At 59.8% G+C, this 23,291-nt stretch carries 19 protein-coding genes and 1 pseudogene; 5 read left to right on the top strand and 15 right to left on the bottom strand.

The genetic code is table 11. The annotated features are described in order from the left end of the window. Positions 1–74 precede the first annotated feature (74 nt). Entirely contained in the window at positions 75–1,838 is a 1,764-nt protein-coding gene (locus ASD03_RS22535) for an adenylate/guanylate cyclase domain-containing protein (RefSeq protein WP_057216462.1), read from the top strand. Between the two features lie 224 nt (positions 1,839–2,062). On the opposite strand, the gene ASD03_RS22540 is transcribed toward ASD03_RS22535, so the two are convergent. The 5 genes from ASD03_RS22540 to ASD03_RS22560 form a co-directional block, all read right to left on the bottom strand. Then, a complete protein-coding gene (locus ASD03_RS22540; protein ID WP_057216466.1) occupies positions 2,063–2,446 on the bottom strand; it encodes a type II toxin-antitoxin system VapC family toxin in 384 nt (127 codons plus the stop codon). Continuing rightward, the gene (locus ASD03_RS22545) at positions 2,443–2,643 is read right to left on the bottom strand and encodes a type II toxin-antitoxin system VapB family antitoxin (RefSeq protein ID WP_057216469.1); all 201 of its coding nucleotides are present in this window, start codon (positions 2,641–2,643) and stop codon (positions 2,443–2,445) included. The genes ASD03_RS22540 and ASD03_RS22545 overlap by 4 nt, the downstream gene beginning before the upstream one ends. Before the next feature lie 203 nt (positions 2,644–2,846). Then, the gene (locus ASD03_RS22550; RefSeq protein WP_057216472.1) at positions 2,847–4,655 is read right to left on the bottom strand and encodes a hypothetical protein; all 1,809 of its coding nucleotides are present in this window, start codon (positions 4,653–4,655) and stop codon (positions 2,847–2,849) included. Positions 4,656–5,067: 412 nt separating this feature from the next. Continuing rightward, complete coding sequence (locus tag ASD03_RS22555; protein ID WP_057206764.1) at positions 5,068–6,084, bottom strand: DUF4105 domain-containing protein; 1,017 nt, start codon at positions 6,082–6,084, stop codon at positions 5,068–5,070. Between the two features lie 54 nt (positions 6,085–6,138). Continuing rightward, entirely contained in the window at positions 6,139–6,405 is a 267-nt protein-coding gene (locus ASD03_RS22560) for a hypothetical protein (protein WP_057206766.1), read from the bottom strand. A gap of 227 nt (positions 6,406–6,632) precedes the next feature. Here ASD03_RS22560 and ASD03_RS22565 point away from each other — a divergent pair, with 227 nt between their 5' ends. Then, the gene (locus ASD03_RS22565) at positions 6,633–6,935 is read left to right on the top strand and encodes a DUF2147 domain-containing protein (RefSeq protein WP_057206768.1); all 303 of its coding nucleotides are present in this window, start codon (positions 6,633–6,635) and stop codon (positions 6,933–6,935) included. A gap of 429 nt (positions 6,936–7,364) precedes the next feature. Here ASD03_RS22565 and ASD03_RS22570 read toward each other — a convergent pair whose 3' ends face one another. The 4 genes and pseudogenes from ASD03_RS22570 to ASD03_RS22585 all read right to left on the bottom strand — a co-directional run bounded on the left by ASD03_RS22570 (position 7,365) and on the right by ASD03_RS22585 (position 10,100). After that, positions 7,365–8,207, bottom strand: a complete 843-nt coding sequence (locus ASD03_RS22570; protein WP_057217180.1) for a polysaccharide lyase — start codon at positions 8,205–8,207, stop codon at positions 7,365–7,367. Positions 8,208–8,356: 149 nt separating this feature from the next. Beyond that, positions 8,357–8,803: a hypothetical protein gene (locus tag ASD03_RS22575; protein WP_156408050.1), complete on the bottom strand. Its 447-nt coding sequence runs from the start codon at positions 8,801–8,803 to the stop codon at positions 8,357–8,359. 287 nt (positions 8,804–9,090) lie between these two features. After that, positions 9,091–9,653: pseudogene (locus tag ASD03_RS22580) on the bottom strand (OmpA family protein). A gap of 24 nt (positions 9,654–9,677) precedes the next feature. Then, positions 9,678–10,100, bottom strand: coding sequence for a cysteine rich repeat-containing protein (locus ASD03_RS22585; RefSeq protein ID WP_057216480.1), 423 nt, complete (start codon positions 10,098–10,100; stop codon positions 9,678–9,680). Positions 10,101–10,724: 624 nt separating this feature from the next. On the opposite strand from ASD03_RS22585, the gene ASD03_RS22590 reads away from it, so the two are divergent. After that, positions 10,725–11,690 (top strand): hypothetical protein, encoded by a 966-nt coding sequence (locus ASD03_RS22590; RefSeq protein WP_057216483.1) that lies wholly within the window; start codon positions 10,725–10,727, stop codon positions 11,688–11,690. Positions 11,691–11,791: 101 nt separating this feature from the next. Here the strand turns inward: ASD03_RS22590 and ASD03_RS22595 are convergent, their stop codons facing one another. Both ASD03_RS22595 and ASD03_RS22600 read right to left on the bottom strand, forming a co-directional pair. Beyond that, positions 11,792–13,165 carry a hypothetical protein gene (locus ASD03_RS22595; protein ID WP_057216486.1) on the bottom strand — a complete coding sequence of 458 codons (1,374 nt, stop codon included), beginning with the start codon at positions 13,163–13,165 and terminating at the stop codon, positions 11,792–11,794. A 237-nt stretch (positions 13,166–13,402) separates the two neighbouring features. Beyond that, positions 13,403–14,320 (bottom strand): hydrogen peroxide-inducible genes activator, encoded by a 918-nt coding sequence (locus tag ASD03_RS22600; protein WP_057216488.1) that lies wholly within the window; start codon positions 14,318–14,320, stop codon positions 13,403–13,405. Positions 14,321–14,486: 166 nt separating this feature from the next. On the opposite strand from ASD03_RS22600, the gene katG reads away from it, so the two are divergent. Beyond that, entirely contained in the window at positions 14,487–16,661 is a 2,175-nt protein-coding gene (gene katG / locus ASD03_RS22605; RefSeq protein ID WP_057216491.1) for a catalase/peroxidase HPI, read from the top strand. A 523-nt stretch (positions 16,662–17,184) separates the two neighbouring features. Here katG and ASD03_RS22610 read toward each other — a convergent pair. Beyond that, positions 17,185–17,658 carry an SRPBCC family protein gene (locus tag ASD03_RS22610; protein WP_057216494.1) on the bottom strand — a complete coding sequence of 158 codons (474 nt, stop codon included), beginning with the start codon at positions 17,656–17,658 and terminating at the stop codon, positions 17,185–17,187. 282 nt (positions 17,659–17,940) lie between these two features. Further along, on the bottom strand, positions 17,941–19,185 hold the full coding sequence (gene nhaA / locus ASD03_RS22615; protein ID WP_057216497.1) for a Na+/H+ antiporter NhaA: 1,245 nt from the start codon (positions 19,183–19,185) through the stop codon (positions 17,941–17,943). A gap of 115 nt (positions 19,186–19,300) precedes the next feature. Here nhaA and ASD03_RS22620 point away from each other — a divergent pair, with 115 nt between their 5' ends. After that, a complete protein-coding gene (locus ASD03_RS22620; RefSeq protein ID WP_057216499.1) occupies positions 19,301–20,215 on the top strand; it encodes a hydrogen peroxide-inducible genes activator in 915 nt (304 codons plus the stop codon). Positions 20,216–20,863: 648 nt separating this feature from the next. Here ASD03_RS22620 and ASD03_RS22630 read toward each other — a convergent pair. Continuing rightward, positions 20,864–22,819: an alkyl sulfatase dimerization domain-containing protein gene (locus ASD03_RS22630; RefSeq protein WP_057216503.1), complete on the bottom strand. Its 1,956-nt coding sequence runs from the start codon at positions 22,817–22,819 to the stop codon at positions 20,864–20,866. A gap of 88 nt (positions 22,820–22,907) precedes the next feature. Continuing rightward, positions 22,908–23,264 (bottom strand): hypothetical protein, encoded by a 357-nt coding sequence (locus ASD03_RS22635; RefSeq protein ID WP_057216507.1) that lies wholly within the window; start codon positions 23,262–23,264, stop codon positions 22,908–22,910. Positions 23,265–23,291 lie beyond the last annotated feature (27 nt).

Genomic DNA, 23,291 nt, shown 5'->3' on the forward strand with positions numbered 1-23,291 from the left:
CTGTGAATGTGGGAAAATGCGCGCATATTAGCCCAACGATAACGACATCGTGCGCCGCAGGAGCGTTCACCGCTGTGGATCGAAAGCTTGCAGCCATCCTTTCAGCCGATGTTGCCGGCTTCAGCCGCCTCACGGCGCTGGACGAGGAGGGTACGGTTCGCGCACTCGATCTATGCCGCGGTCGGATTGACGAAATGGTTAGCGAGCATGGTGGCCGTATCTTCGGTAGCGCAGGCGACGGCCTTGTCGCCGAGTTCCCAAGCGCTGTTCAGGCCGTCCGGTGCTCAGTAGAAATCCAGCGCCGTCTCTTCAGTCTCTCCGAAGCCCTCCCACCCGATCGCCGCTTGGAATTCCGCATCGGCGTCAATCTGGGTGACGTCGTTGTGTCGGGAGACGATCTGCTCGGCGACGGCGTCAATATCGCGGCACGCGTGCAGGAGATCGCCGCTCCGTCAGGCATCTGCATTTCCGCATCGGTGCGCGAACATCTTGACGGCAAGGTGCCGTTCGCGCTGACCAGCCTCGGCGAGCGGAGCTTGAAGAATATCCCCCGGCCAATCTTCGTCTTCCGGGTCGATTGGCAGCAAGATATGCCTGTCGGAGGCAGCATAGCGTCCGCGCCATTACTTGTGGCCCGCCGTGACAAGGACCAGCCGTCAATCGTCGTCATGCCCTTCGACAACCTCAGCGGCCAGGGCGACGAATACTTCGTAGACGGCGTTGTAGAGGAGATCACCGCCGCGCTCTCGCGCGTTCGGGATTTCTTTGTAATCGCGCGACAGTCCGCATTCACCTACAAGGGACGCTTCGTCGACGTGCGTGAAGTCGGCAGGGAACTCGGCGTCAATTATGTGGTCGAAGGCACCGTTCGCCGGGGCGGCGACCGGCTGCGCATTTCCGTGCAACTGGTCGATGCGGAGACAAGGACCCAGTTCTGGTCCGATCGTTACGAGGGCGCGATTGAAGATATTTTCGAGTTCCAGGATCGGATCGCGGCGCAGGTGGCAGGCGCCATTCATCCGGTCATCCGCAATGCAGAGATCGAGCTGGCCAAGCGCAAGCCGCCGACCAGCCTGCGGGCCTATGATCTCGTTATGCGCGCCTACCCGTACCTTTGGGGCCGCCGCAAGGATACCAACAACCAGGCGATCGAACTGCTTCAGCAAGCGATCGCCGTCGATCGGAGCTATGGTCGCGCGCATGCACTTTTGGCGTGGTGCCACGCCTCAAACGCCTCCTACCTATGGACAGAACAACCGAAACCTGATCTGGAAAAGGCGCGCGCAGCGGTCGAAGCTGCAGGCTCGATCGGCGATGATCCAACCGCGCTGACTGCCGCCGGCGCGGCAATGAGCATCTGCGGCGACCAGCAGCGCGCCACCATCCTTATCGAAAAGGCGCTTGCGCTTGATCCAAACAATGCCTGGGCATGGGCGCGCCTGGGCTGGATCGCGATCTACAAGGGCGAAGCCACTCGCGCGCCGGAACGCTTCCAGCGTGGGATGACCCTGAGCCCAAGAGATCCGCTCACATTCAACATGAGATTAGGGATGGCCTTTTCTTTGGCCATGGAAGGTTCTCTATCCCAGGCCATCGCGATAGCCCAGGAGGTCATCAACAGCTATCCTGACGTGACCTGGTCCTATCGCCATCTCGCCGCCTGGTCGGCGATGAGCGGAGACCTGGAGACCGCCCGATGGGCCGCGCAGAAGCTATTGGCGGCCGAGCCAGGCTTTACAATCGAGTGGTATCGAGCGCTGCCCTGGTTTCAAAACATACCGCATTGGGAAGAGAAGATGGCCGAGGGTTTGCGGCAAGCAGGTTTGCCCGAACGCTGATCGCCGATCGAGGACATGCGCGGTCCGTTCTCGGCGGTGGATTTGCTCTTTTGGCGGAGCCGGCCAATGTCTTGGAAAGGGCGAGAGCGGCTAAGGTCTGGTTCTGGCGCGTTTGAGGCGATGAGCGCATCAGCCGCTCAGCATGACTGCTGCATCTATCCTTAAATCCTATTCGATTTAAGATGCAGCAATTCAAAGTGCTGCAGCGAGCTTTGCATTCAGTTCTAGTTTCGCGCGTCGACAGGCGTGTGCAGTGAAGCCCCCATCTTTTCGGCCGCTGCCCGCAGACGCTTGTCTCTGGTCCATAAGGCCGCACGCTGATCAAGGAGAACCGAGGCCAGCAAATGGGCCTCAGTGTAGCCAATGCCCATGCTGAAAATGTCGTGGCGATCGATCATCGTCATGACTTCGTCGTGTGTTGCGACGAACGCTTCGCGCTGAGCGGCCAGGAAAGGTATCACGCTCCCGCGATCCCGAAGCCTGCCAAGCGCCAGTTCGCCAATCACAGCCGGATGGCAGAGTAGGCCATCGTCCTCAATAATCCTACGCAGCTCTATATCGACATGGCGGAAATGATCAATCCAGATAGAAGTGTCTGCAAGTATCACTTGGCCGCTGTGCTCCGGCGGCGTGGGGCTGCCTCCGCATCGGGCATAGTTCCTCCGAGCGCGATGAGGCGTTTTCCCGACTCCACACGAACAAACGTCTCCAACGCTTGGCGGACTAAAGCGGCGATTTCTTTTGTACCGGTGAGGGATCTGGCTCTTTCCATGAGAGCGTCGTCGAGGTCGATAGTCGATCGCATTATCTGGTTTCCTAATTCTGGCATTATAAATAGCACCATTTGGTGCTGAATCTACGCCTGGTTCCCACTCTGATACGCCCGGCGCAGGCCATCAACTTAGCTCACGTGCGCACGAGACCCACGGCCGCCAACGCGCAGCAGCTTGCACGCATTTCTGGGTTCCACCCACCTTCGTCGCTGAGGAAGTATGTAGCCTACGGCGTTCACGGGCGGTGTGCGGTGTCGGAAACCCTGAATTCAGCTTCGACATCTCTCGCACTTGGCACTGGCAGTCCGACCCGTCGAAGCGCTGCGATGATGCGCATGCTGTCCTTCTGCGGCAGGTTTCTCTTCCTGTTCTCGGCCACGATGTTGGGCAGATAGTCGGGGCGCATGTTCATGAACACCTCGCCCTCACGCTTTGCGTCTGCCAACAGTCCGGCCTCAGAGTAGATGACCGCCGCAACGCCATGGAAGAGCGGAAATTTCTTCAGGTCGGCCTTGCGGATCAGCCGCACAGCCTTCTCATGATCCTGGAGCATGCAGGCGATCAGAGCGCGCGTCCCGAAGTAATATCCGGCTCCGCCTGGATTGAGCTTGATCGCACGATCCAGCAGTTCCGCACCACGCTCCCATTGCCCCGAGAACGCGACGCGCGTTCCGAGCTCTCCGAGGAACTCCGTGTCGTTCGGGTTGGCGGCGAGCGCCTCCTCGCCGACCTCGAACGCCTCCTTCGGCTCGTTATTGAAGAAGAGGGCCGTCATGAGCGCCTGCAGGGCGCGCGTGTTGTCAGGTTCGAGTGAGACCGCCCGCCGCGCCGAACCGAGCGCGCGCTCCATCGCGGGAACCTTGTCACTCTGCGGGTTGAACTGGAATCTGCCCTCGTCGAGTTGGACAATCGAGAGCATCGACCAAGCTGTGGCGTAGGCCGGGAAACGCGCCAAGGCGCTCTCTAGGCAGTCGCGCGCAGCCAGGTGTTCTTCCGGGGCCAGCTTCTCGCGGTAGGCGTAGAAACGCAGCATACAGTCATGGACGCCCACATCGTCCGGCGGCGGGTTCGCCGCCAATGATTTCGCGATGATGCCGTAAGGCTGGGCTATGGCCGTAGCCACTTTGCTGGCGACATCGGACTGGATGGCGAAGAGTTCGTGGGTGTCCAGATCCTCGTCGTAGTCCTGCGACCACAGGATCGATCCGTTGGAGGTTTCGACCAGGCGCACTGTCACGCGAACCTTGTCCCCCGCAACGCGGACCCCACCTGCGAGAAGGTAGTGCGCGCCCAGTCCATCGCGAACCTTCGATGTCTCGATATCGGGAGGCAGTGACTTCGATGTCTCGCGGCCGAAGACCATAATCTCCTTGAAGCGGGGGAGGGCGGTGAGAAGCTCCTCGGTCAGCCCGACGGCATAGCGTGCAGCCTGCGGGCCATCGCCCAGGTCCGCGAAGGGTGCGATCACGAGTGTCGGCTCGTCCGGAATCTGCCCGACGGAACGACTGGAGGCTGCCCCCGTCAGACCGCCTGCGTAATAGCCAAGTCCGGCGCAAACGAATGCTACAAACACGGCCAGCACGGGCCAACCGAGATGCCGCCATGTGAAGGCCCGGCGTCCGCCGCCGTCTTCGCTCAGTTCATCGTCGGCCGCCTCTGCCGGCGCCGGCGCGTCATTCCATGTAAAGGTTGGCACGTAGCCACCCTTGGGGATGTCAATGCGGATCGGATCGTGTTGGCCTGCAGTAAGATAGTAGCGTTCGATGACCCGGCGCAAACGTCCGGCCTCGATCCGCACGATGGGATCGTCCTGAGAGAAGTCCGCGCTGCGGTTGAACACCTCGATGGCAACCGAATACGCCTTGAGACGGTGCGCCCGGCCTGCAAGCGCTTCCTCGGTAACATACTTCAGGAAGGCAGCGCCGCGTCCACCACTAGGAAATTCGCGGCTGGACATAATCCGCACAAGTTGCGCCCTGACCTCCTCATGGGTCGGGTAGGGGCGCTCTGCCCGATCAACCGGCGACGACACCGAGGTCTGCATGCATTCTCCTCACCGGTCACAGAACGCGAGCAGTTTTTGCTTGTATTGGAATCCCTTATGCAACCTACCTCCCGAAGGGCATCTCGTCCACACTTGAAAGAGGTTTCGCAGCCGTAAAGTGTGGCGCTGTCGAGACAGAACCACCGGGAGAAATATAGGGTGGTGAACAGTGTACGATATTGCACATCCTCTCGCTCCGCAGCCAACCACAGCACGGCGAGCTTCGGCCGGAGTCGGCATGGTGCGGTCGCCATCATCGGTAGGGCCGCAGCCGTGGCGGTGTTCTGAACGTGCTTAACGAGCTTCATGAGTTCCGTCCTGGTTGAGGGCGTAGGCGAAACTTCGCCTGGCCGACTCCTGACAGGGCGCATCACGCGACATCGTCGCGATTTCCTCGGCATGTTGCTGTAGGTTACGGTGTGGCGGCGGCGGCCGGGGAGGGCACTCCGACGCGGATTGCCTTCGAGAAGTCGGGCGACAATCCGTCCGCCCGCGCCCGCTCATCGATTTTGGAAATCTCTCGCAACTGGGCAAGCGGCATCGACGTGTCGATGGCTCCCCGGTCATAGGCGTAGTCGGGAAGATAACCGTTGACGATCAGCCGCCAGTCGAACGGGACCTTGTCTCCGGCGACTCGCATCAGCTTGGCGACGGTCGTCGTGCAGTTCGTCGTGATCGAATTGTAGAACTGCGGAGTCCGGGCGAGAGCGTTGGCCTCGGCCACGTATTCGAGTAGCAGATTTCGTGCCTGCTCTGGACTGGCCCTCAGCCGATAGACTTGGACGTCCTCGCCACGCACGTTGGAGCGGACGCCGACAACGTCGCGTTCGTCCGCGGCAAGGATCACCAGAGGGTCGTTCTTGAAGAGATCGGCAAGAGGAGAAAACGCGCCACCGACCTTGTGGCGTACCTCGATCGACCAGGCGAGTTGCTCTCCGTCTTCGAAGCCGAAGCTGAAGATGACATGTGCGATCTTCGGCCCCGCCCAGTATGACATGAACAGGTCGACGGTCTTCACTTTGCTCACATCGTAGGTCCGTGTCGTCCAGCGCTCCGTGAAGTCGGAATTGCTTCGCCACCCGAAGTCCCGGACATCAGTCAAGGTCAGCGAATTTCCGTCAATGCTACCCGTGACCTGCCGGGCGACATCCGGTGCCCATGCTGCGTTCGCTTCCGGCTTGATCGAGCTCCACCAGAAGAGAACAAGGGCGAAGACGCCAGCGAACGAAAGGATGGCCCTCACGCGCAGCCGGCTGGCAAGCGCCGCTACAGTGAAGAGACCGAAGACGAGGAAGACGCCAGCGCCAATTGCCCGTCCGGCATCAGGCAGGGAAAGGCGAAACCAGAGGGCCAGGGAACCCCAGGCTGTCAAAGCCGCCACGATCAGCGCGATCGCGAAGATGAGGATGATCGCCATCAAACGAGGCATGTTGTTCCTTTTTTGTAGCCGCTGCTGTGCCGCGTTGATGCGGAGATCGCGCGTTCAACGGGCGGCAGGGAATGGCACGACCTTGTCAAGATCCAGCATGGTGTGGATTTCCTTGCCAAGGCCATCTATGAGTTCAAGCGCCTCGGCGTACCGCTCGTCTCGCTCCGGAGCCGTGGACGACTCCCAGTCCCGCACGAGTTGGTCCGCGATGGAAAAATCGTTGCACAGTTCTCGAAAGCTTTCATTGCGGGAGGCAAGCGCGTCGATCTCGCGCGCCTGCCCGGGAAATCTGCGCTTGGCGAACGCCGTATCGTATTCCATTGCATCGCCCCCGGACAGGCGACGTGAGGGGTTCCCTCACATCCGCGCAGTCGTCATGAAGATGGCACAGAATCCGGACGACGCCATGTAGGTTACCGTAACATACGGCGAGTTTCTTGCGGTTGGCAGCGGATGTGTGGTCCAAATCGGACATCGGCCCTTGGTGGGCCCAGCCATGCGAGGACGTTGCCGTGAAACCCATCCTGATCTCCGTCACAGCGCTACTAATGTCGACCGGACTGGCGAGCGCAGCCGACCCGATCGTCGGAAACTGGAAGACGACGCTCGGCGACACCGCCGCGATCGAGCCGTGCGGCGGCGGCTTCTGCATTACGCTGAAGAGCGGCAAACATGCAGGCGAGAAGATCGGCACGTTTGAAGGAGATAGCGGCAGCTATTCTGGCAAGATCACCGATCCTGACGCGAAGAAGACCTACAACGGAACCATCAGCGTCTCTGGCGACACGGTCACCCTCAAGGGCTGCGTGATGAAGATAGTCTGCGAGTCGCAGAAATGGTCACGCCTTTAGTCCGCGGGACCAGATGATACGGTAACATACCGGCGTTTCTGTCGGGACCTGCGGTTCTCGCACCGGGATTAAATTCCGGTGATCGGCCGGGCAAGTGGATCGGGCACAGCGGCTTGACAGGGCCTCGAAAGGGATATCTCGCGCTACAGCGCCGCGCGCCCTATTAGACGCGAAAAGGTCGCTGTCGCACTTTGACTTGCTGCATGCAGCTCTCGCAGCGGCAGCTCCTTCGGCTGCGGCCGACATCTCGGGGCCGGGACCGACCGTCATTGACAACGTCTGGAATAGGTCACGTTAGACGGGGCCGGCGGGCATGGCGACATCGGCGTGCGCGGCCTCCGCGTCAGGCGCGGTTGAGATCTCGCCTCTGGACGTGGTCGAGGATCAGGACGGTGCGATTGCGGGATCCTTTCAAGCGGTCGGTCGAATTTAATCTGATGCTGAGCGTAGCGCCGCAAGTCCGGCGGGTCCAAGAACGTCTTCACTGCGTGTGGAGCGGCGAAAGTTGTCGAAGTAGAGCGACCATTCGCCTTGGGCTGCCGAGCGGTACGGGCCGAACTTGAAATACTGCCGAGAGCCAAGCCCATGTTCTTCATGCCCGATATGGCCTCGGACCGTCACGATCCAGCGGTCGTTGGCGAAGAGTTCGATATGCCCTGTTCCATCCGGTCCCGGCTGGGTCATCACTGCAAAGTCAATCCATCCACTATGCGGCGTCGGCAGCTCATTACCCCGGTGGATGACGGTGATGCGATCCGTGTAGGCGGTGAACAGGCGCCCGTCCTGTGGCTTCCAGCCAGGGTCGGTGGCAACCAGCGCACGCATCTGCCGCTTTTCCGGCCGCAGAAAAACCGGCGTGAGGGCCGATGCGTCGGTCGACAAAGAAGAGCGCCGACAGATCACCGGAAAAGTGGTCTCAACGGTCGCAAACAGTCGGCCGCGAACGAGACGAAGCGCCAGGAACGGACTGAAGTCACCCCTCGCCTCCGGACCGATCTCGCGCTTCCATTGGGCGATCACATGGCGGTGGTCCCCTTGCGGGATGGGATCGGCAAACCTGACGGAAAAGCCGTACCAGACCGCCTTCTCATAAGGTACGCGCAGTGTCGTGCGTTCCCACACCTCCGCCCGCTCGCTTCGATCGTCTTCGCCCTCCCAGAGCGGTCGGACGCTTAGCTTCAACGCGCCGGCACTACGAAAGGTGACGTCGCGCTGAAATTCGACTGAGCCTGCACGTTGCTCGACATTGTCGCGGTAATAGAGCCCACCCATAGGCGAGAAGTTGTCGCCTTCGAAGCCGTCAACAAGGTTGGCTTCCCAGGACAACGGCGTCGCGGCGTCGCCATTCCCGTCAGGTGCGTTGCCAGCGGTATCCAATTCGACCTCCTCCATACCATCCATACTCGCAAGGCATTTCGTGCTTAAAGCTCCGTTCCTATCTTGCGACAGTCCATTGCGAGCCTCCGGTCAGCGATGTGGTCGTTGCACCGGGTTAGGTAGCAGCCGTTGTTTGACTTCAATCGACCGGCCCCACCGCAGACGTCACACGTGTGGTAGGATCGCTCCGCAATCTCGCGGTAGATCACACCAAGCGCGGCGGCTACTTCTGCCGACGGCCGATAGCCATTCGTCGGACTGAGATAGCAACGGAGACCACCCCATTTTTCCTCTATTTGCCGAATGTAGAGCTTGGAAAGCAGCCCGTGTTTGGCGAGGAAGACTTCGACACGCCGTACATACTCTTCGATTAATTCGTTCCAGCCCGTGTTCGCCGTTAGGAAAAGGGACCAAGCCTCCTCGCTCGTGCTTGGATCGAAGAGGCCGGCATAAGTTTGGCGAAGGTACACGAGGAACTCCGCATGTGTCATGCAGCGGCTCCTTTCGTATGAACCCGGGTTGGGAGGGACGGTCAGCTGCTGAGACATCCCGACAACCTCACCTAGCATAATATTCATGACGATCCCTCCAAAAAGATCCAATTTTGTCACGAAATGAAACTAACTCAGTCGATGTTGCCCACGAGGTGACGGCCGCCACAAGTTTGGTCGTAAACGCCCACAGCATCGCCACGCGATGGCGCGGCGATGCTGGTTCTGACGCAACCGGCAGGGACAGCGAGACCCCTGACTACAGGATGAAAAACCAATCACTCATGTTACTTCACGAGACCGAGGTTCACGAGCTGAACGCGTCGATTGTCGGCAGCCTTCGGGTTCGCCGGATCTACTGGCCATTCCTCGCCGACGCCGATCGCGAACAGACGGTCCGGCGCGACAGCGAATGTCGTCGATAGGGCCTCCGTAATCGCATTCGCCCGCTTCTGGCTGAGATCCAGATTGTGCTTGGCATCGCCCGTTGAGCTCGTGTGTCCGACGACAAGGAATTTGTAGCGCCGCAGGTTCGGATGATGCAGGGCGTCGGCGATCAGGCCGACGGTACGATAGGATTTCGGTTCGATGGCGACGGAATCGTTCTCGAAGTCGATCTCGACGATGAGCTGCGACAGCTGCGAAAGTTTCTGCCAGTTAGGAAGCGCGGCGACGCCCTTGCCTGCACTCGCAGCCGCTTCTTCCACAAGCAACGCGATGTCTACGGCGGGAGCGGCTCCCGCCAGAGCGTGCGCACGACCTGCGGGCCGCTCAGGTCCTGCGAGAATGGGTGGCCGGGTGCCAGCAGCAGTCCGGCGGCAAACATCGTTGCAAGTCGAAAGCTCTTCATGATTCTGTGTCCCTTCAACATTGTTCACCGCCATCCGGCATCGGTGATAGCCTGGCCGCACTGGCCTTCCTTCACGCGTGTCGCCTTGTTCAGGCAGGCAAGAATGTTGCCCTCGCCTTTCACGTCGCCGCAGTACTGAGCGACGTAATGCTTGCAGATCGTCGTGAACGACTGCTGGGCGGCAAGGCGCTGCTCGATCGAGGCAGTGACGCCCACCAGTGTCGCCGTGCAGGTGGGCGAGACCTTCGCGGCATGCTCCACCAAGCAGTTCTGGATGCGGCCGTTTCCGAGGTTCAGGCCCTTGCAGAACTTCTTGATGTCGGATCCGCAGTCGCTGGCGAGCGTGCTCACCGCATCGGCGAAGCTGATGGTGTCGGCACGGGCCGCGCCCGTCAGCGCGAGGAACGCGACCAGCGCCCCTCCTAACAGTCTGGTTCTCATCGACATGCTACCCCCATAGTGAACGGTTGATCGCCGGAGAAACTCCCCGCACACATCTGTTGCGCTATCGGGGGCGCGAGGGGAAGTATGTTACGGTTACATTGATCGTAGGATACGGCTTCAACGAGCCGCAACCGAGCTCCGGCTAGAACGTCACGGCCAGTTCGCGTGAATGTCCACGAACCATTTGTCGTTGATGCTACCATGCATGGCAACGAGACGACCGGCTCGACCGAGCGCGCCAACCGCTACGGTCGAACGCCCGGGAACAACGCTGAAATGCGCACGAAATCGAATTGCGTAGGCTGCTGAAGACTTGGTCGCCGGAGCGCCACCGGAACGCAAATGGTTCGTGACACTTGGCGCGGCTTTCAAAGCGGTCTCGGGTGGTCGTTGAGCAGTGCGCAGACGGAACTGAGTTCGCCCGTGACGTCATCAACGTCATTCGCCGCAGCTCCGGATCCGGAGCTGGTCGCTGGACGGCCCATCGACATACCCGGTCGCGACATGCCCGCGATCTTAATTTTGCTGCAATGCAACACAAACATTAGCGCTTACTGTTTGGCCGGGACTGTGGGGTCAAGAACAAGGTTTTGTCACCAAAACCTTGTCGCCATTTAAGGATATCAGATGTTCGACACACCCAAATCCAAATCGAACGACCTGGAAACCATAGCCCGCAGCGGCGGGGCGTTCCGCCGCATGGCTGCACGCGTACCAACCTATCTAACGGACGTGCGGGAGAATCCCGCCTGGCTGCCGATGTTCCTGCTGGCGCGGACAATGCCGTTCCGCAAGGCCCACTGGCTGACCGCCAAACCCGTGCGCTCCACTGACGACGCTACGCCTTCGATGTTCGGCAACCTTCAGGCGGAGGCAATCGCGACCGAACTCAGGCGAACCGGCATCTTTGCCGGTCTGACGCTGCCTGCGCCGATCCGCGAGGAAATCGCCCGGTTCGGCCGCGAAACGCCGTGTTTTGGCAACTTCGAGCGCAAGGTGGAGTTTCTCGCCGATGAGCACGCGGACGCCGAGCGGCGTTTTGGCCGCACGATACTGAGCGGCCATCATTTCGAGCGGGTTCTGCAGTGCGATGCCGCTTTGGCCGTGCAGCGGGACCCATTGCTCCTCAACGTCGCAAGGCACTATCTCGGCGGCCAAGCCACACTCATCACGACGCGAACTTGGTGGAGCTTTCCGACGAAGTCTGCTTCAGAGGCCGATCTCAGCCGCGCCTCGTTCAAGTTCCATTTCGATCTCGACGATTGGCGGATGTTGAAGTTCTTCTTCTACCTCACCGACGTCGATGCGGACGCCGGGCCGCATGTTTATGTGCGGGGCAGCCACAACCGCCGACGTGTCAAGCATCAACTGACGCTACTTGTCGGGCATCCGGCAGATGAGGTGCTGGGCTTCTACGGTGAGGACAGTGCCATTACCATGATCGGAAACGCGGGTACGGGTTTTGTGGAGGATCCTTTTGGCTTTCATATGGGAACATTGGCAAAACAGTCGCCGCGCCTGATGATGGAAGTTGGATTCGGCGTGTCAAAGCCGTCAAACCGCCGCTATCATGGTGAACCCGTCGTGCGGTGAACGAAGACGCCAGATTGGTTACGGTTGGCGCACTCCTGCCGGACCTTCGTCTCGTTCTGGCTCCTAAGAGAAACGACTGTCCAAGCTAGATTGGGAAGCTGTCAGGCAACCTCGAGGTGAGAGCCTATCGCCCCATGCGAGATCGCGGGCGCCTGCTTTTGCACGTGGGATGCGTTAAGTCGGCGCGCCACTATGTCGTGGTTGAGCCACTGGACGGGACCGGAGGGATCCGAGGTTTCGCCAAAAATCAGCTGCCCGGTCGCCTCCACCACGAGGGCACTCAGGTGGTCGCTGATCATCGCCTTGCCGTCCCGATGCATCTGCGTGATCTCGTTGGACGTGCCGATGGTCAGATCGGATTGTGCCTGGCTGTTTGCCATGGGCCACGCCGAGAAATCATAGAACGGACGCATGACCTCGTTGGCCTGCATATCGGTAATTTTCTGGATGACATCCGTCATCGTGAAGCCGTCTGCCAGAAGCCGCTCACATGCCTGCCACTGTTCTTCGGCCCATTGACCGCCGTTTTCCTTCTTCAAGGCGAGCAGCAGCGGTATCAGGGGAAGCTCGATACCCGTGAAGACGTCGGAGGAATTGGTCCGGATTTCAGGGCAGTTATAAACGGTTGCCTTGATACCCGCCGCCCAGGCTTCCTGCGCGATGCCTTCGAGCCGCATCTTGGCGTAGCCTTGGGTGTAGTTGGTGTAAGTCTGCCAGCGATAGCTGCCGTCGATCAGGACCGCCGTTCCATGGTAGCCGTAGGCCGTGTACCGGACCTGACCGCCCGATGCCTCCACACGTGCGCGGATCGCCGAACTGGACTCGATGAGGTGCCGAAAGGTGATCGCGGAGACTTCGTCGAAATTCTGCAGGATGAGCTTGCCCATATCGCTATCAAGCAGGGCTTGCGATGACATGTGGCGGGGACCACGCCCCTTGTAGACCCGATTGGCAACGACCAGGAATACCTTCGCCTTCGGGATGCCTCCGGCCATCGTATGGGCGAAAATGACATTGCGGCCGTCGGCAATCATTCCGTCGAGAACGGCCATGACCTGTGAAAGCGAATTCGTGAAGCGCGAAGTGGCAATGTCCCGGCACTGCTGGATGTAGTCCCAGTCGAGCCTGTCCTGTTCCCAACTCTCCAGTGTCATATTGGCCAGGAGATCAGTCGGAGTGGGACCACCTGCCGGAGCGTCGAGATCGAAGCCGGCCATAAGGGGGATGTTGATGATCCTGCCGCCCAGTCGCTCTTCGGCGGCAGAGAGTTCCTCGGCGTCCAGAGGTCGCAGTGCGTTGTTCTCGTCGCGGCGCCCGACCGTGATTCCCACGATCTGCATGCCTGCCTGTCGGGCTTGGTCGAGCAAGCCAGTTGCGTATCCGCGGCCGAACAGTTCGCCGAAAAGGACGAAAACATCACCTTTGCGAAAGACGTTGTTCTCGGCAAGGCGATTCAATGCGATCGGGTTTTCCATACTGTCAGCTCTTTGGTCCGTTCGTCGTCGAGCGGTGAGTCGGACGACCTTCAATCGTTACATGACCGGACTGATCCGTAATGGGAAGTCATATTAAGTGACCGTTCATTTCAAAACGTGATGTGCCGCCGGGGATCGCTGGGCGCAGTGGGTCGACATTCAAGGAGATCCGGCGACGATCTTGGGGCTGAGGTTGCCTCTTGTCGCCATGTCGGTGGCCGACATAACGGTTTCATTTCAGGCGGCGTCATCCATTTGCTTTTGCCTGCTCAGTCCAGCCTCGCGCACGATGTCGGCGATCCGAGCGAACTGCGTCGACAGTGGATTGGTCTTTCGCCAGACCATCCCGATCGTCCGGGTGGGGCGGTGGCCGGCAAGCCGTGACACGCAGACCGATGAGGACCGCGTTTCGGTCTCTATGGCCATCTCGGGAATAAGCGTCACGCCTATGCCCGCGCCCACCATCTGCACGAGTGTCGAAAGCGAACTCCCCTCCATCACATCGCGCGTCGACGCAGTCGTGATGTTGCAGACGGACAGGGCCTGATCCCGGAAGCAATGTCCCTCCTCCAGCAGGAGTAGGCGCATCTCGTGAAGTCTCTCCGAAGACGGCACCGGCTTGCCCGCATCCTCCAGGGGCCGTACCAGCACGAATTCCTCGTCAAAGAGCGGGATTTCCTCCAGGGCAGGCTCCGAAATCGGCAGCGCGACGATGGCGATATCCAGTTTCGCCTCCGCCAAGTCCTCGATCAGTCTTTGTGTGATCGCCTCACGCGGCCGCGGATCGAGTCCTGGATACAGTCGTGTCAGCGACTTTATTATGGTTGGCAGCAGATAAGGCGCTACCGTTGGAATGATGCCGAGGCGAAGGCGGCCGGCGAGCGGCCCGTGGGCCGCCCGTCCGAGATCTGCCAGTTCGTCGACAGCGCGCAGGATCGCGCGGGTACGGCCAACGAACTCCTCGCCGAGACCCGTCAGCCGTATGCGGCGCCCGCCTCTTTCCACGAGCGGCGCGCCAAGCAGTTCCTCCAGTTCCCTTATCTGCACGGATAGCGCGGGCTGCGAGATGGCGCAGCTCTCTGCGGCGCGGCCGAAATGGCCGATCCGGGCAAGGGCGTCAAAATAGCGGAGATGTTTCATCGTCAGGCCATTCATAACCTCAGCATATCGCTGCCTTTAGAATATACAATTGGAATTTATGAGGTGGGCTTGTTACTCATTGGCCACTCGGAAGGCACTTGCCGGTGGCGCTGACCCAAGAGGTATGCCCGCGAAGCCCTTCCAGTGTCCGTAGATTGAAGAAAACCCGTTGGAGGACCAAATGGATACGAAGACAACCACGGCCGGCAAGTGTCCGGTCATGCACGGCGGCGCCACGGCTCTCGGCAACTCCGTCATGGAATGGTGGCCCAACGCACTCAACCTCGACATCCTGCACCAGCACGACAGCAAGACCAATCCGCTGGGCAAGGGGTTTAACTATCGCGAAGAGCTCAAGAAGCTGGACGTGGAAGCGCTGAAGGCGGACCTGCGCGCCCTGATGACGGACAGCCAGGAATGGTGGCCGGCTGACTGGGGTAGCTATGTCGGCATGATGGCGCGCGTCACGTGGCACGCGGCCGGCTCCTACCGCGCCGCCGACGGCCGCGGCGGTGCCAACACCGGCAACCAGCGCTTCGCCCCGCTCAATTCCTGGCCGGACAATGTCAACACCGACAAGGGTCGCCGCCTGCTTTGGCCGATCAAGAAGAAATACGGCAACAAGATTTCCTGGGCCGACCTGATCGCGCTTGCCGGCACCATCGCCTACGACGTTGCCGGCCTGAAGACCTTCGGCTTCGCCTTCGGTCGCGAGGACATCTGGGCGCCGGAAAAGGACGTCTACTGGGGTGACGAGAAGCAGTGGCTCGCCCCGAGCGACGGCCGCTACGGCGACGTCTCCAAGCCAGAGACGCTGGAAAACCCGCTTGCTGCCGTGCAGATGGGCCTCATCTACGTCAACCCGGAAGGCGTGAACGGCAAATCCGATCCGCTGGCGACCGCCGCACAGATGCGCGAGACCTTCGCGCGCATGGGCATGGACGATGAGGAAACCGTGGCACTCACCGCCGGCGGTCACACCATCGGCAAGTCCCACGGCAACGGGAACCCTGGTGACCTCAGCCCCGATCCGGAAGCCGCAGGCCCTGAATTCCAGGGCCTCGGATGGATGAACACCAAGGGTCGCGGCATCGGCCGCAACACGGTCGTCTCGGGCATCGAGGGCGCCTGGACCGCCCAGCCGACGAAGTGGGACAACGGCTTCTTCGAGATGCTGTTCAACCATGAATGGACGCTGACGCACAGCCCTGCGGGCGCCTCTCAATGGGCGCCCATCACCATCGCAGAGGAAGACAAGCCAGTCGACGTCGAGGATCCCTCGATCCGCACCATTCCGATGATGACCGATGCGGATATGGCGCTGAAGGTGGACCCGATCTACCGCGGAATCTCGCTTCGCTTCAGGAACGACTTCACGGCCTTTTCGGATGCCTTCGCCCGCGCCTGGTTCAAGCTGACGCACCGCGACATGGGTCCGAAGTCCCGCTATCTCGGCCCTGATGTGCCGGCCGAAGACCTCGTCTGGCAGGATCCGATCCCGGTCGGCCGCAAGGACTACGATATCGGGGGCGTCAAGGCGAAGATCGCGGCATCAGGTCTTTCCATCGCGGATCTGGTTGCCACGGCCTGGGACAGCGCCCGCACCTTCCGCGGTTCGGATTTCCGTGGCGGCGCAAACGGTGCCCGCATCCGCCTTGCCCCGCAGAAGGACTGGGAGGGCAATGAGCCCGCACGTCTGTCCCGTGTTCTTTCCGTTCTCGAACCGATTGCCGCGGCATCGGGTGCCAGCCTTGCCGACGTGATCGTGCTCGCCGGCAACTACGGCGTCGAGCAGGCGGCAAGGGCCGCAGGCTTCGACATCGAAGTGCCCTTCGCCGCAGGGCGTGGCGATGCGACCGCCGAGCAGACGGACGCCGACGGCTTCGCTCCTCTCGAGCCGCTCGCCGATGGCTTCCGCAACTGGCAGAAGAAGGACTATGTGGTGAGCCCGGAAGAGTTGCTGCTCGATCGCGCCCAGCTCATGGGCCTGACCGCGCCCGAGATGACAGCGCTCGTCGGTGGTCTGCGCGTCATCGGCACGAACCATGCAGGCACAGCGCACGGCGTCTTCACGAGCCACGTCGGCGCGTTGACGACAGACTTCTTCGCCACGCTGACAGACATGGGCTATTCCTGGGTTCCGACCGGCAACAACCTGTACGAAATCCGCGACCGCAAGACCGGCGCGACCAAATACACGGCGACCCGCGTCGACCTTGTCTTCGGGTCGAACTCCGTACTTCGCGCCTATGCGGAGGTCTATGCCCAGGATGACAACAGGGAGAAGTTCGTCAAGGACTTCGTTGCGGCCTGGACCAAGGTCATGAATGCGGATCGTTTCGATCTGGCTCCATGATCCCTGGGATCACCCAGTCAACGCCTTCCCCCGTCAAACGGGGGAGGCCCTCGGATCCGCCGTCCCTGGACATCCGCATTCATGCTCGAACGCTAGGAACGGCTTGCCGGTTTCTTCGCAGGCTTCTCGGATTTGGCACTCCGGCCTGACGGCATCTTTCCAGCCGCTTCCCGCGCGTGGGCTTCCGGGCCGGCGACGATCGTGCCAGGTTTGGAACTATCCCGGCGATCGTTTTCTTTCGATTTGTGCGCTTCAGCTTCTTTTTCCATTGTTTCCCTTCCTCCGTTGCAAGACGCAACCTTAACGGCGCCGCCGACGTCTGGTTCCGTGCTATCGCAAAAACGCGGATATTCCTCGTTCGATGCAATTCAAGAGGTCTGCCACGGCTGCCACTGCGAGGGGCAGGGCGTTATAGCGAAACTGGATATCGAGACCATTCGCATCTTGCGAAATTGCAGGACTGCGGAAATCGCCAAACGCCTCGGATCTGGGCGGTGAGCGTCCACCGCGTGCAGGCCGGTGCTTAGTCTGACGGCAACCCGTCCGGGAACCGATCCGGCACGAGGTTCAGCTGGATGCCGTGTTCGAGCCATGCTTTGGCGCCGGCGAGCACAAAAGAGAAACCCTCGGTAGCGTCCACCGCCATCTGCGCGACCTCCTTGGCGGCGCCCCGGAATCCTTTATTGGTAACCTTGGCGAAAATGGTGCTGTCGGGCCCCTCGGTGAAGTTCCATTCGATAGGCGTCGGATAGCCGTAACCAGACCACTCGACTAGGATGCGCTGGTTGGGCTCGACCGCCTTGACGTCAGCGTCGACAGAGAAATTGTACCACCTCCAAGTCCATGTGATGCGCCTGCCCCGCTCTAGCCGGCCGCTTCCTTCCGAAAGCCAGAAGCGCGAGGTTATCGAAGGATCGACGAAGGCCTCGAACGCCTCGGCGACTGGCCGGCGGATCAGCATTTCGGCGTTGGCGATGAGCTCATCCTGCAGTTTCATTGCTGTTCTCCGGGCCAGACTCGGTGTGAGCGGCTGTTCGAACAACCCGTCCTGGCAGAAACGGCGGCCATCCTGTTCAGGAAAGGCGCGTGCTTCTGGCCCGCTCCAACCCCAAAAATCAGCGGCTCAAGGCGCCAAGCTAATCTGTTGATACCATTTTGACTTAACTTGCGATTGGCCGACGCGATGGCGTGTCGCCTGTCGCATGAGCGAGGACACGACACTGCGCCAAGCAAGGCTTCAAAACCTCTTGTTTCGCAGGAGCTGCCAGCCACGTGGCGGTTATTGGGAAGCTCCATGAACTTCGGTTCCTTGGTCCCGAGACGTCCTTTTGTTGGAGCGCTGGGCGTCTTTTGTTCCTGGGGCCCGCAGCAACACAGCACCAAAAATGGCCGACGAGACCGAACCGAGCAACACACCAAGTTTCAACTCGTTTTGAAGCGCAATCGCATCAGGGAATGCGAGCAGTCCAACGAACAGAGACATCGTGAATCCGATCCCGCAGAGCATCGCTACCCCATAGACCTGTTTCCAGCTCGCGCCGCTAGGCAGTCGCGCCCAGCCCAGACGGATGACAGCAGCTGACGCCAGAAAAACGCCGAGCTGTTTTCCCGCAAACAAGCCAAGCGCGATGCCAAGCGGAACGGGTTCGGCGAGTGATGAAACCGTCATTCCGTCGAAGGACACCCCGGCGTTTGCGAAACCGAAGAGAGGAACGATCAGGAAGGTGACCCACGGAGCCAACCCATGCTCGGCTTTGTGAAGCGGTGACGACATGTCGTCGGGCTTTGCAGAATTTGAACGCAATGGGATAGTCAAGGCAAGGATTACACCAGCCAGCGTTGCGTGAACACCGGATTGCAGAACAAGGAACCAGAGGACCGCACCCAGAGCGATATAGGGAAACAGGTGCTTCACGTTTGTCCTGTTCAATGCCACGAGTGCGACGGTGACCGCCGCTGCGCCAGCCAGCGCTAGGCCGCTCAACGAGCTTGTATAGAACAAGGCGATGATCACAACGGCTCCAAGATCATCGATAATGGCGAGTGCTGTGAGAAAGACCCGGAGAGATATTGGCACCCGCGGACCAAGAAGCGACAGCACCCCAAGGGCGAACGCGATATCCGTCGCAGCAGGGATTGCCCATCCGTTCGGATGTCCGCCCTCACCTAGGTTGAAGGCAAGATAAATCAATGCCGGACCGACCATGCCGCCGACTGCAGCACTTCCGGGGAGGACGCGGCGCGACCATGTCGATAGTTGTCCGTCAAGTACCTCCCGTTTGATCTCAAGACCGACCATCAGAAAGAAAAACGCCATCAGTCCGTCGTTGATCCAGTGCAGGACAGACAAACCGCCCACGTAGAGGTGCAGTGCCTGTTCATAGGACGAGCCGAACGGCGAATTGGCGACGACCAGCGCAGCTGCAGCGGCGAGCATTAGGATGATGCCGCCGGAGGCGTGGTTGTCGAGAAAGGCACGGAGGGGTGACGCGGGGCGCTTGGCCGCGAGCGCTGAATTAATCATGGATTAAGCAATTCTCAGTTTGAAGGACGGATGTCCTTCACCTGATCACGTTCTATCGATCGAAGGAAATCGATAGCTGTGTTGCCTCTTATAGAGCAAATCTATAAGAGAGGGTATGCCCAGTATCCAACAGCTTCGTTATCTGGTTGCCATTGCCGACACTCTCAACTTTAGTCGGGCTGCCGAGATATGCCATGTCACTCAACCCACCTTGAGCATGCAGCTTCGAGAGCTTGAACTTCGACTCGATGCACATCTGGTCGAGCGTACACGCTCACGCGTCGGCCTTACGCCAACAGGCGAGGAGGTGGTGTGCCGGGCCAGAGAGGTGCTGGCCAAACTCGGGGATATCCGTGAAGTCGCCAGACACGACCAGACTTACGGCCTCCAGGGCACATTACAGATGGGCGTTGTTCAAACTGTTGGAGCCTACATTCTGTCTGTTGCCATGCCGTCAATCAAACAGGATTACCCAGGCCTGCGGATTGTGGTGCGGGAGGACCGCCTTGAGAACCTGCCGAAAAAACTATCTGACGGTGCACATGACGTGCTGCTTCTTCCATGCGGCGTCGATGATTCCGAGTTTTGTTCCGTTCGACTGATTCGAGAACCCCTTCACCTCGTGCTTCCATCCGATCATCCCCTTGCGCAGCAGGAAACGATCGAGCCGGGACAGCTTGCGGGAGAAACTATCCTTTCGATGGAGCACGGCCATAGAATCCACGACCAGATCGCGGCGCTTTGTAGCGATGTGGGCGCGATACATGCGAAAGACTATGCTGGGAACACGCTGGACACGCTGCGCTTGATGGTTGCATGCGGAATGGGGTTGACCCTGCTACCGGCGCTTTATGTTAGGTCCGATGTCATGCGGGAGACGCTGGTGACAGCGCGACCGCTATCGTCTAGGGCACCCTCACGCGACATTCATATGGTTTGGCGCAACTCATCTCCACGACAGGCCAGCTACAACGCGCTAGCGGAATTGATAGCAAAGTGCGTGGCTCCTTGGGCCGTGTCAACGCAGTGAGTTCTGTTCGATCCCAAACTTGGTTCGGATTATCGTCGTGACATCATCTGCAACCGCAATTGGCGGCACTCCTGCCAGACCTTCGTCTGCTTCTGGCCCGAAGAGAAGCCAGCTCCCAAGCCGGTGGGAAGCTGTCGGGGCATCTCGAGGAGAGAGCCTTCCGCCCTTTGCGAGATCAACGGCGCGGGAGACTCTTTTTTGGCGGTAGGCGCCACGATATCGAGGTTGTGCCACTGGATGGGACCGGAGGGATCTGAGGATTCGCCAAAAGTGAGCTGCTCGGTCGCCTCCACCACGAGAACACTTAGGAGGTTCGCTTATCATCACCGCCGATTGTCAGATCGGTCTGCTCTTGGACGCATGACCTAGTTGGCCTGTAGATCGGTAATTTCTGGAGCACATCCGTGTCATCGTGAAGCCGTCGGCCAGAAGCCGCTCGCCACTGGTGTCCTCTGCCCATCGGCACCGATCTCATTCTTCAAGGCAGAGGATTCTCGTCATCTAAACCGGACATCAGGTTAATGCCGAAGCCATTGGAGGAGGGGCGCCGATCCCAAAATCGAGGTCGCTGGATCTCGGGACGGTTCCAAGGGGGACATGATTTGAGTTTGCCCGCGGCTCTATTGTTGTGGCCATTAGTTGCCGCCCTTAAGGCCCTTGGTAGTAGGTCGCATCGTCCTGCAGAAGCTCTGGCTTTGGCAGCACCGCGGTCTGCTTCTTTGTCCCCGGCAGGACCTCGAACCAATTGTCAAATTCGACCATGGTCGACGCGAGCTGGCTAAGAACCTGCGGATTGCCGTCCATCTTTGCCTTCCCGGCAGAGACCTTATCCGACAGCTTCGCCGTGCCGATCATTACATCCTCGAGTTCACCGCGATCGATGGTGATCGTCAGATCGGCATCGTCGGCCTGATAGCCGGCAATGGTTGTCAAAGTGGCATTGTTCATCTCGACAACGAACGTCTCGCCATTGTCTGGCGTCAACAGATTGATCTTGAAGTTCATTCCCTCGGCCTTGCGGCTGTCCATCTGGATACCGAGGTAGTTGAGGAATTGCTCCGTACCGGTGCCGCGCACGAAGTCGGGACTACCTGCCTTGGCCGCCTTCACGGCAATGACGCCGTCTCGCAGTTCTTTCGCGCCAGCCAAGAAGCTATGCCGGAGACTGGGACTCTCGAATTGATAGCCCATTTGCTCGTAGGTGTCGGCGAGCAGATCCTTTGCGTCCTGATTGTTCGGCTCAGCATAGACGAGCTTGTTGAGGATTTCGGTCGCAAGCCGATATTCGCCCTTAGCGTTTAGATCATGACCCTTGGCCATCACCTTGGAAGCGCCGCCCATCATCTCGATGTAGAGTGGTGCGGAATCCTCTGGCGACAACGGAACCAGCGTCGCCGGGTTCAGGTCCCAGAAGCCGAGATAGCGCTGGATGACGGCTCGGCTATTATGCTGGTAGGAGCCGTGATAGCCGCGGGCGTACCACTGCTCCTGCAGGCTCTTCGGCGGTTCGTAGACATTGTGAATCTGGTTTATGGTTACGCCCGTGTTCGCCAGATGCAGGACCTGATTGTTCAGGTTGGCATACATGTCGCGCTCACCGCGCATCACTTCGGTGATCCGTTCTCTCCCCCAACGTGGCCAGCTATGGGATGCAAACATTACATCGGCCTTGCTGCCGAACTCGTAGAGCGCGACGTTGATGTATTGCGACCAAGCCAACGCGTCCCGCACGGGGGCGCCTCGCAATGTCAGGATGTTGTGAAGGCTGCCGACGATGTTCTCGGCAGCCCAGAAGGCCTTGAGGTCCGGAAACCAGGTATTCATCTCCGCCGGCGCTTCGGTCCCCGGCGTGTTTTGGAAAACCATCCTAACCCCGTCGATGGTGAGTTCCTGAATGGGTTTGTCGATGGTGATGGTCGGGGGCAGAATACCGACGTCTCCGCTGGCGACAGCCTTGCCGATTGAGGCGTCGACATGGCCAAAGGGGCTCGGCGGGATGAGGTCGCCATAGGTGTACGTCTTGCGGCGGGTCATGACGTTTCCCGCGTAGAGGTTTTCGGCGATTGCCTCGTTCATAAATCCTTTCGGAGCAATGATCTGGACCTTGCCGGCTGCGAGCGCGGCATCCTCGACGACGCCACGAATACCGCCGAAGTGGTCGCCGTGGGAATGCGAAATGATCACGGCGACGACGGGTCTTTCGCCAAGTTTTTCATTGACGAATTTCAGGGCGGCACGCGCCGTTTCCTTGACCGTCAGGGGATCGATTATGATCCAACCAGTATCGCCCTTTATGAACGATATGTTGGCGAGATCGAAGCCGCGCACCTGATAGATGCCCGGAATGACCTCGAACAGGCCGTATTCCATGTTGAGCAAAGCTTGACGCTGCAGCGACGGGTGAATGCTGTCGAAGTCCTTTCCCTTCAACAGGAACTCCCAGTTGTCCATGTTCCAGGCTACGTCGCCCTTGTCGTTGATGATCTTGCGAAACGATGGAGCAGCAATGAAACCGCGTTCAGCTTCCGCGAAGTCTCGTTTGTCGGCAAAAGGTAGAAGCTGCCGTTGGCGTTGTTGCGCCTCGATCGTGAATTGAGACGGCATCTTTCCCTTCGAACTAAAATGTTGTTGATCCTGTGCAATCGACGCGCCTGCGAGTGACCCGGCAACAATTGCACCAAATGCCCAAAGTCTAAGTAGTCTGCTCACGGCCTTCTCCCTTCGACAGATTGAAGCGCGCGTTAGGCGCCGCCATCAGGACTACGAGCAGGTCGTTAAGCTCCAAGCCGTTCTCGAGCGGCGCCTGCGGGTTTTGGCATAGACCGAATGCGCGGCGAGCTAGTTGTTCGAACCGAGCGAGTTGCTCAGCACGCGCACCCGAACATTGCGCTCGTGCAGCGCCTTGACGATCGAGCAAACCCTCCTTCAACTCGGCGCCCCGTCCACGAAAGAAAGCGGTAACGTCGTCGGTCGCGAGCAGCTCCTGTTGGCAGGCTCCGCGCAGATTGAAGAGATCGGGTCGCTTGATCGGAGCGACGGGCTCTTGCACGTCACTCCGCCTTGTCTTGACAGATTT

It is taken from the genome of Ensifer sp. Root127, assembly GCF_001425225.1.
Lineage (GTDB): Bacteria > Pseudomonadota > Alphaproteobacteria > Rhizobiales > Rhizobiaceae > Ensifer > Ensifer canadensis.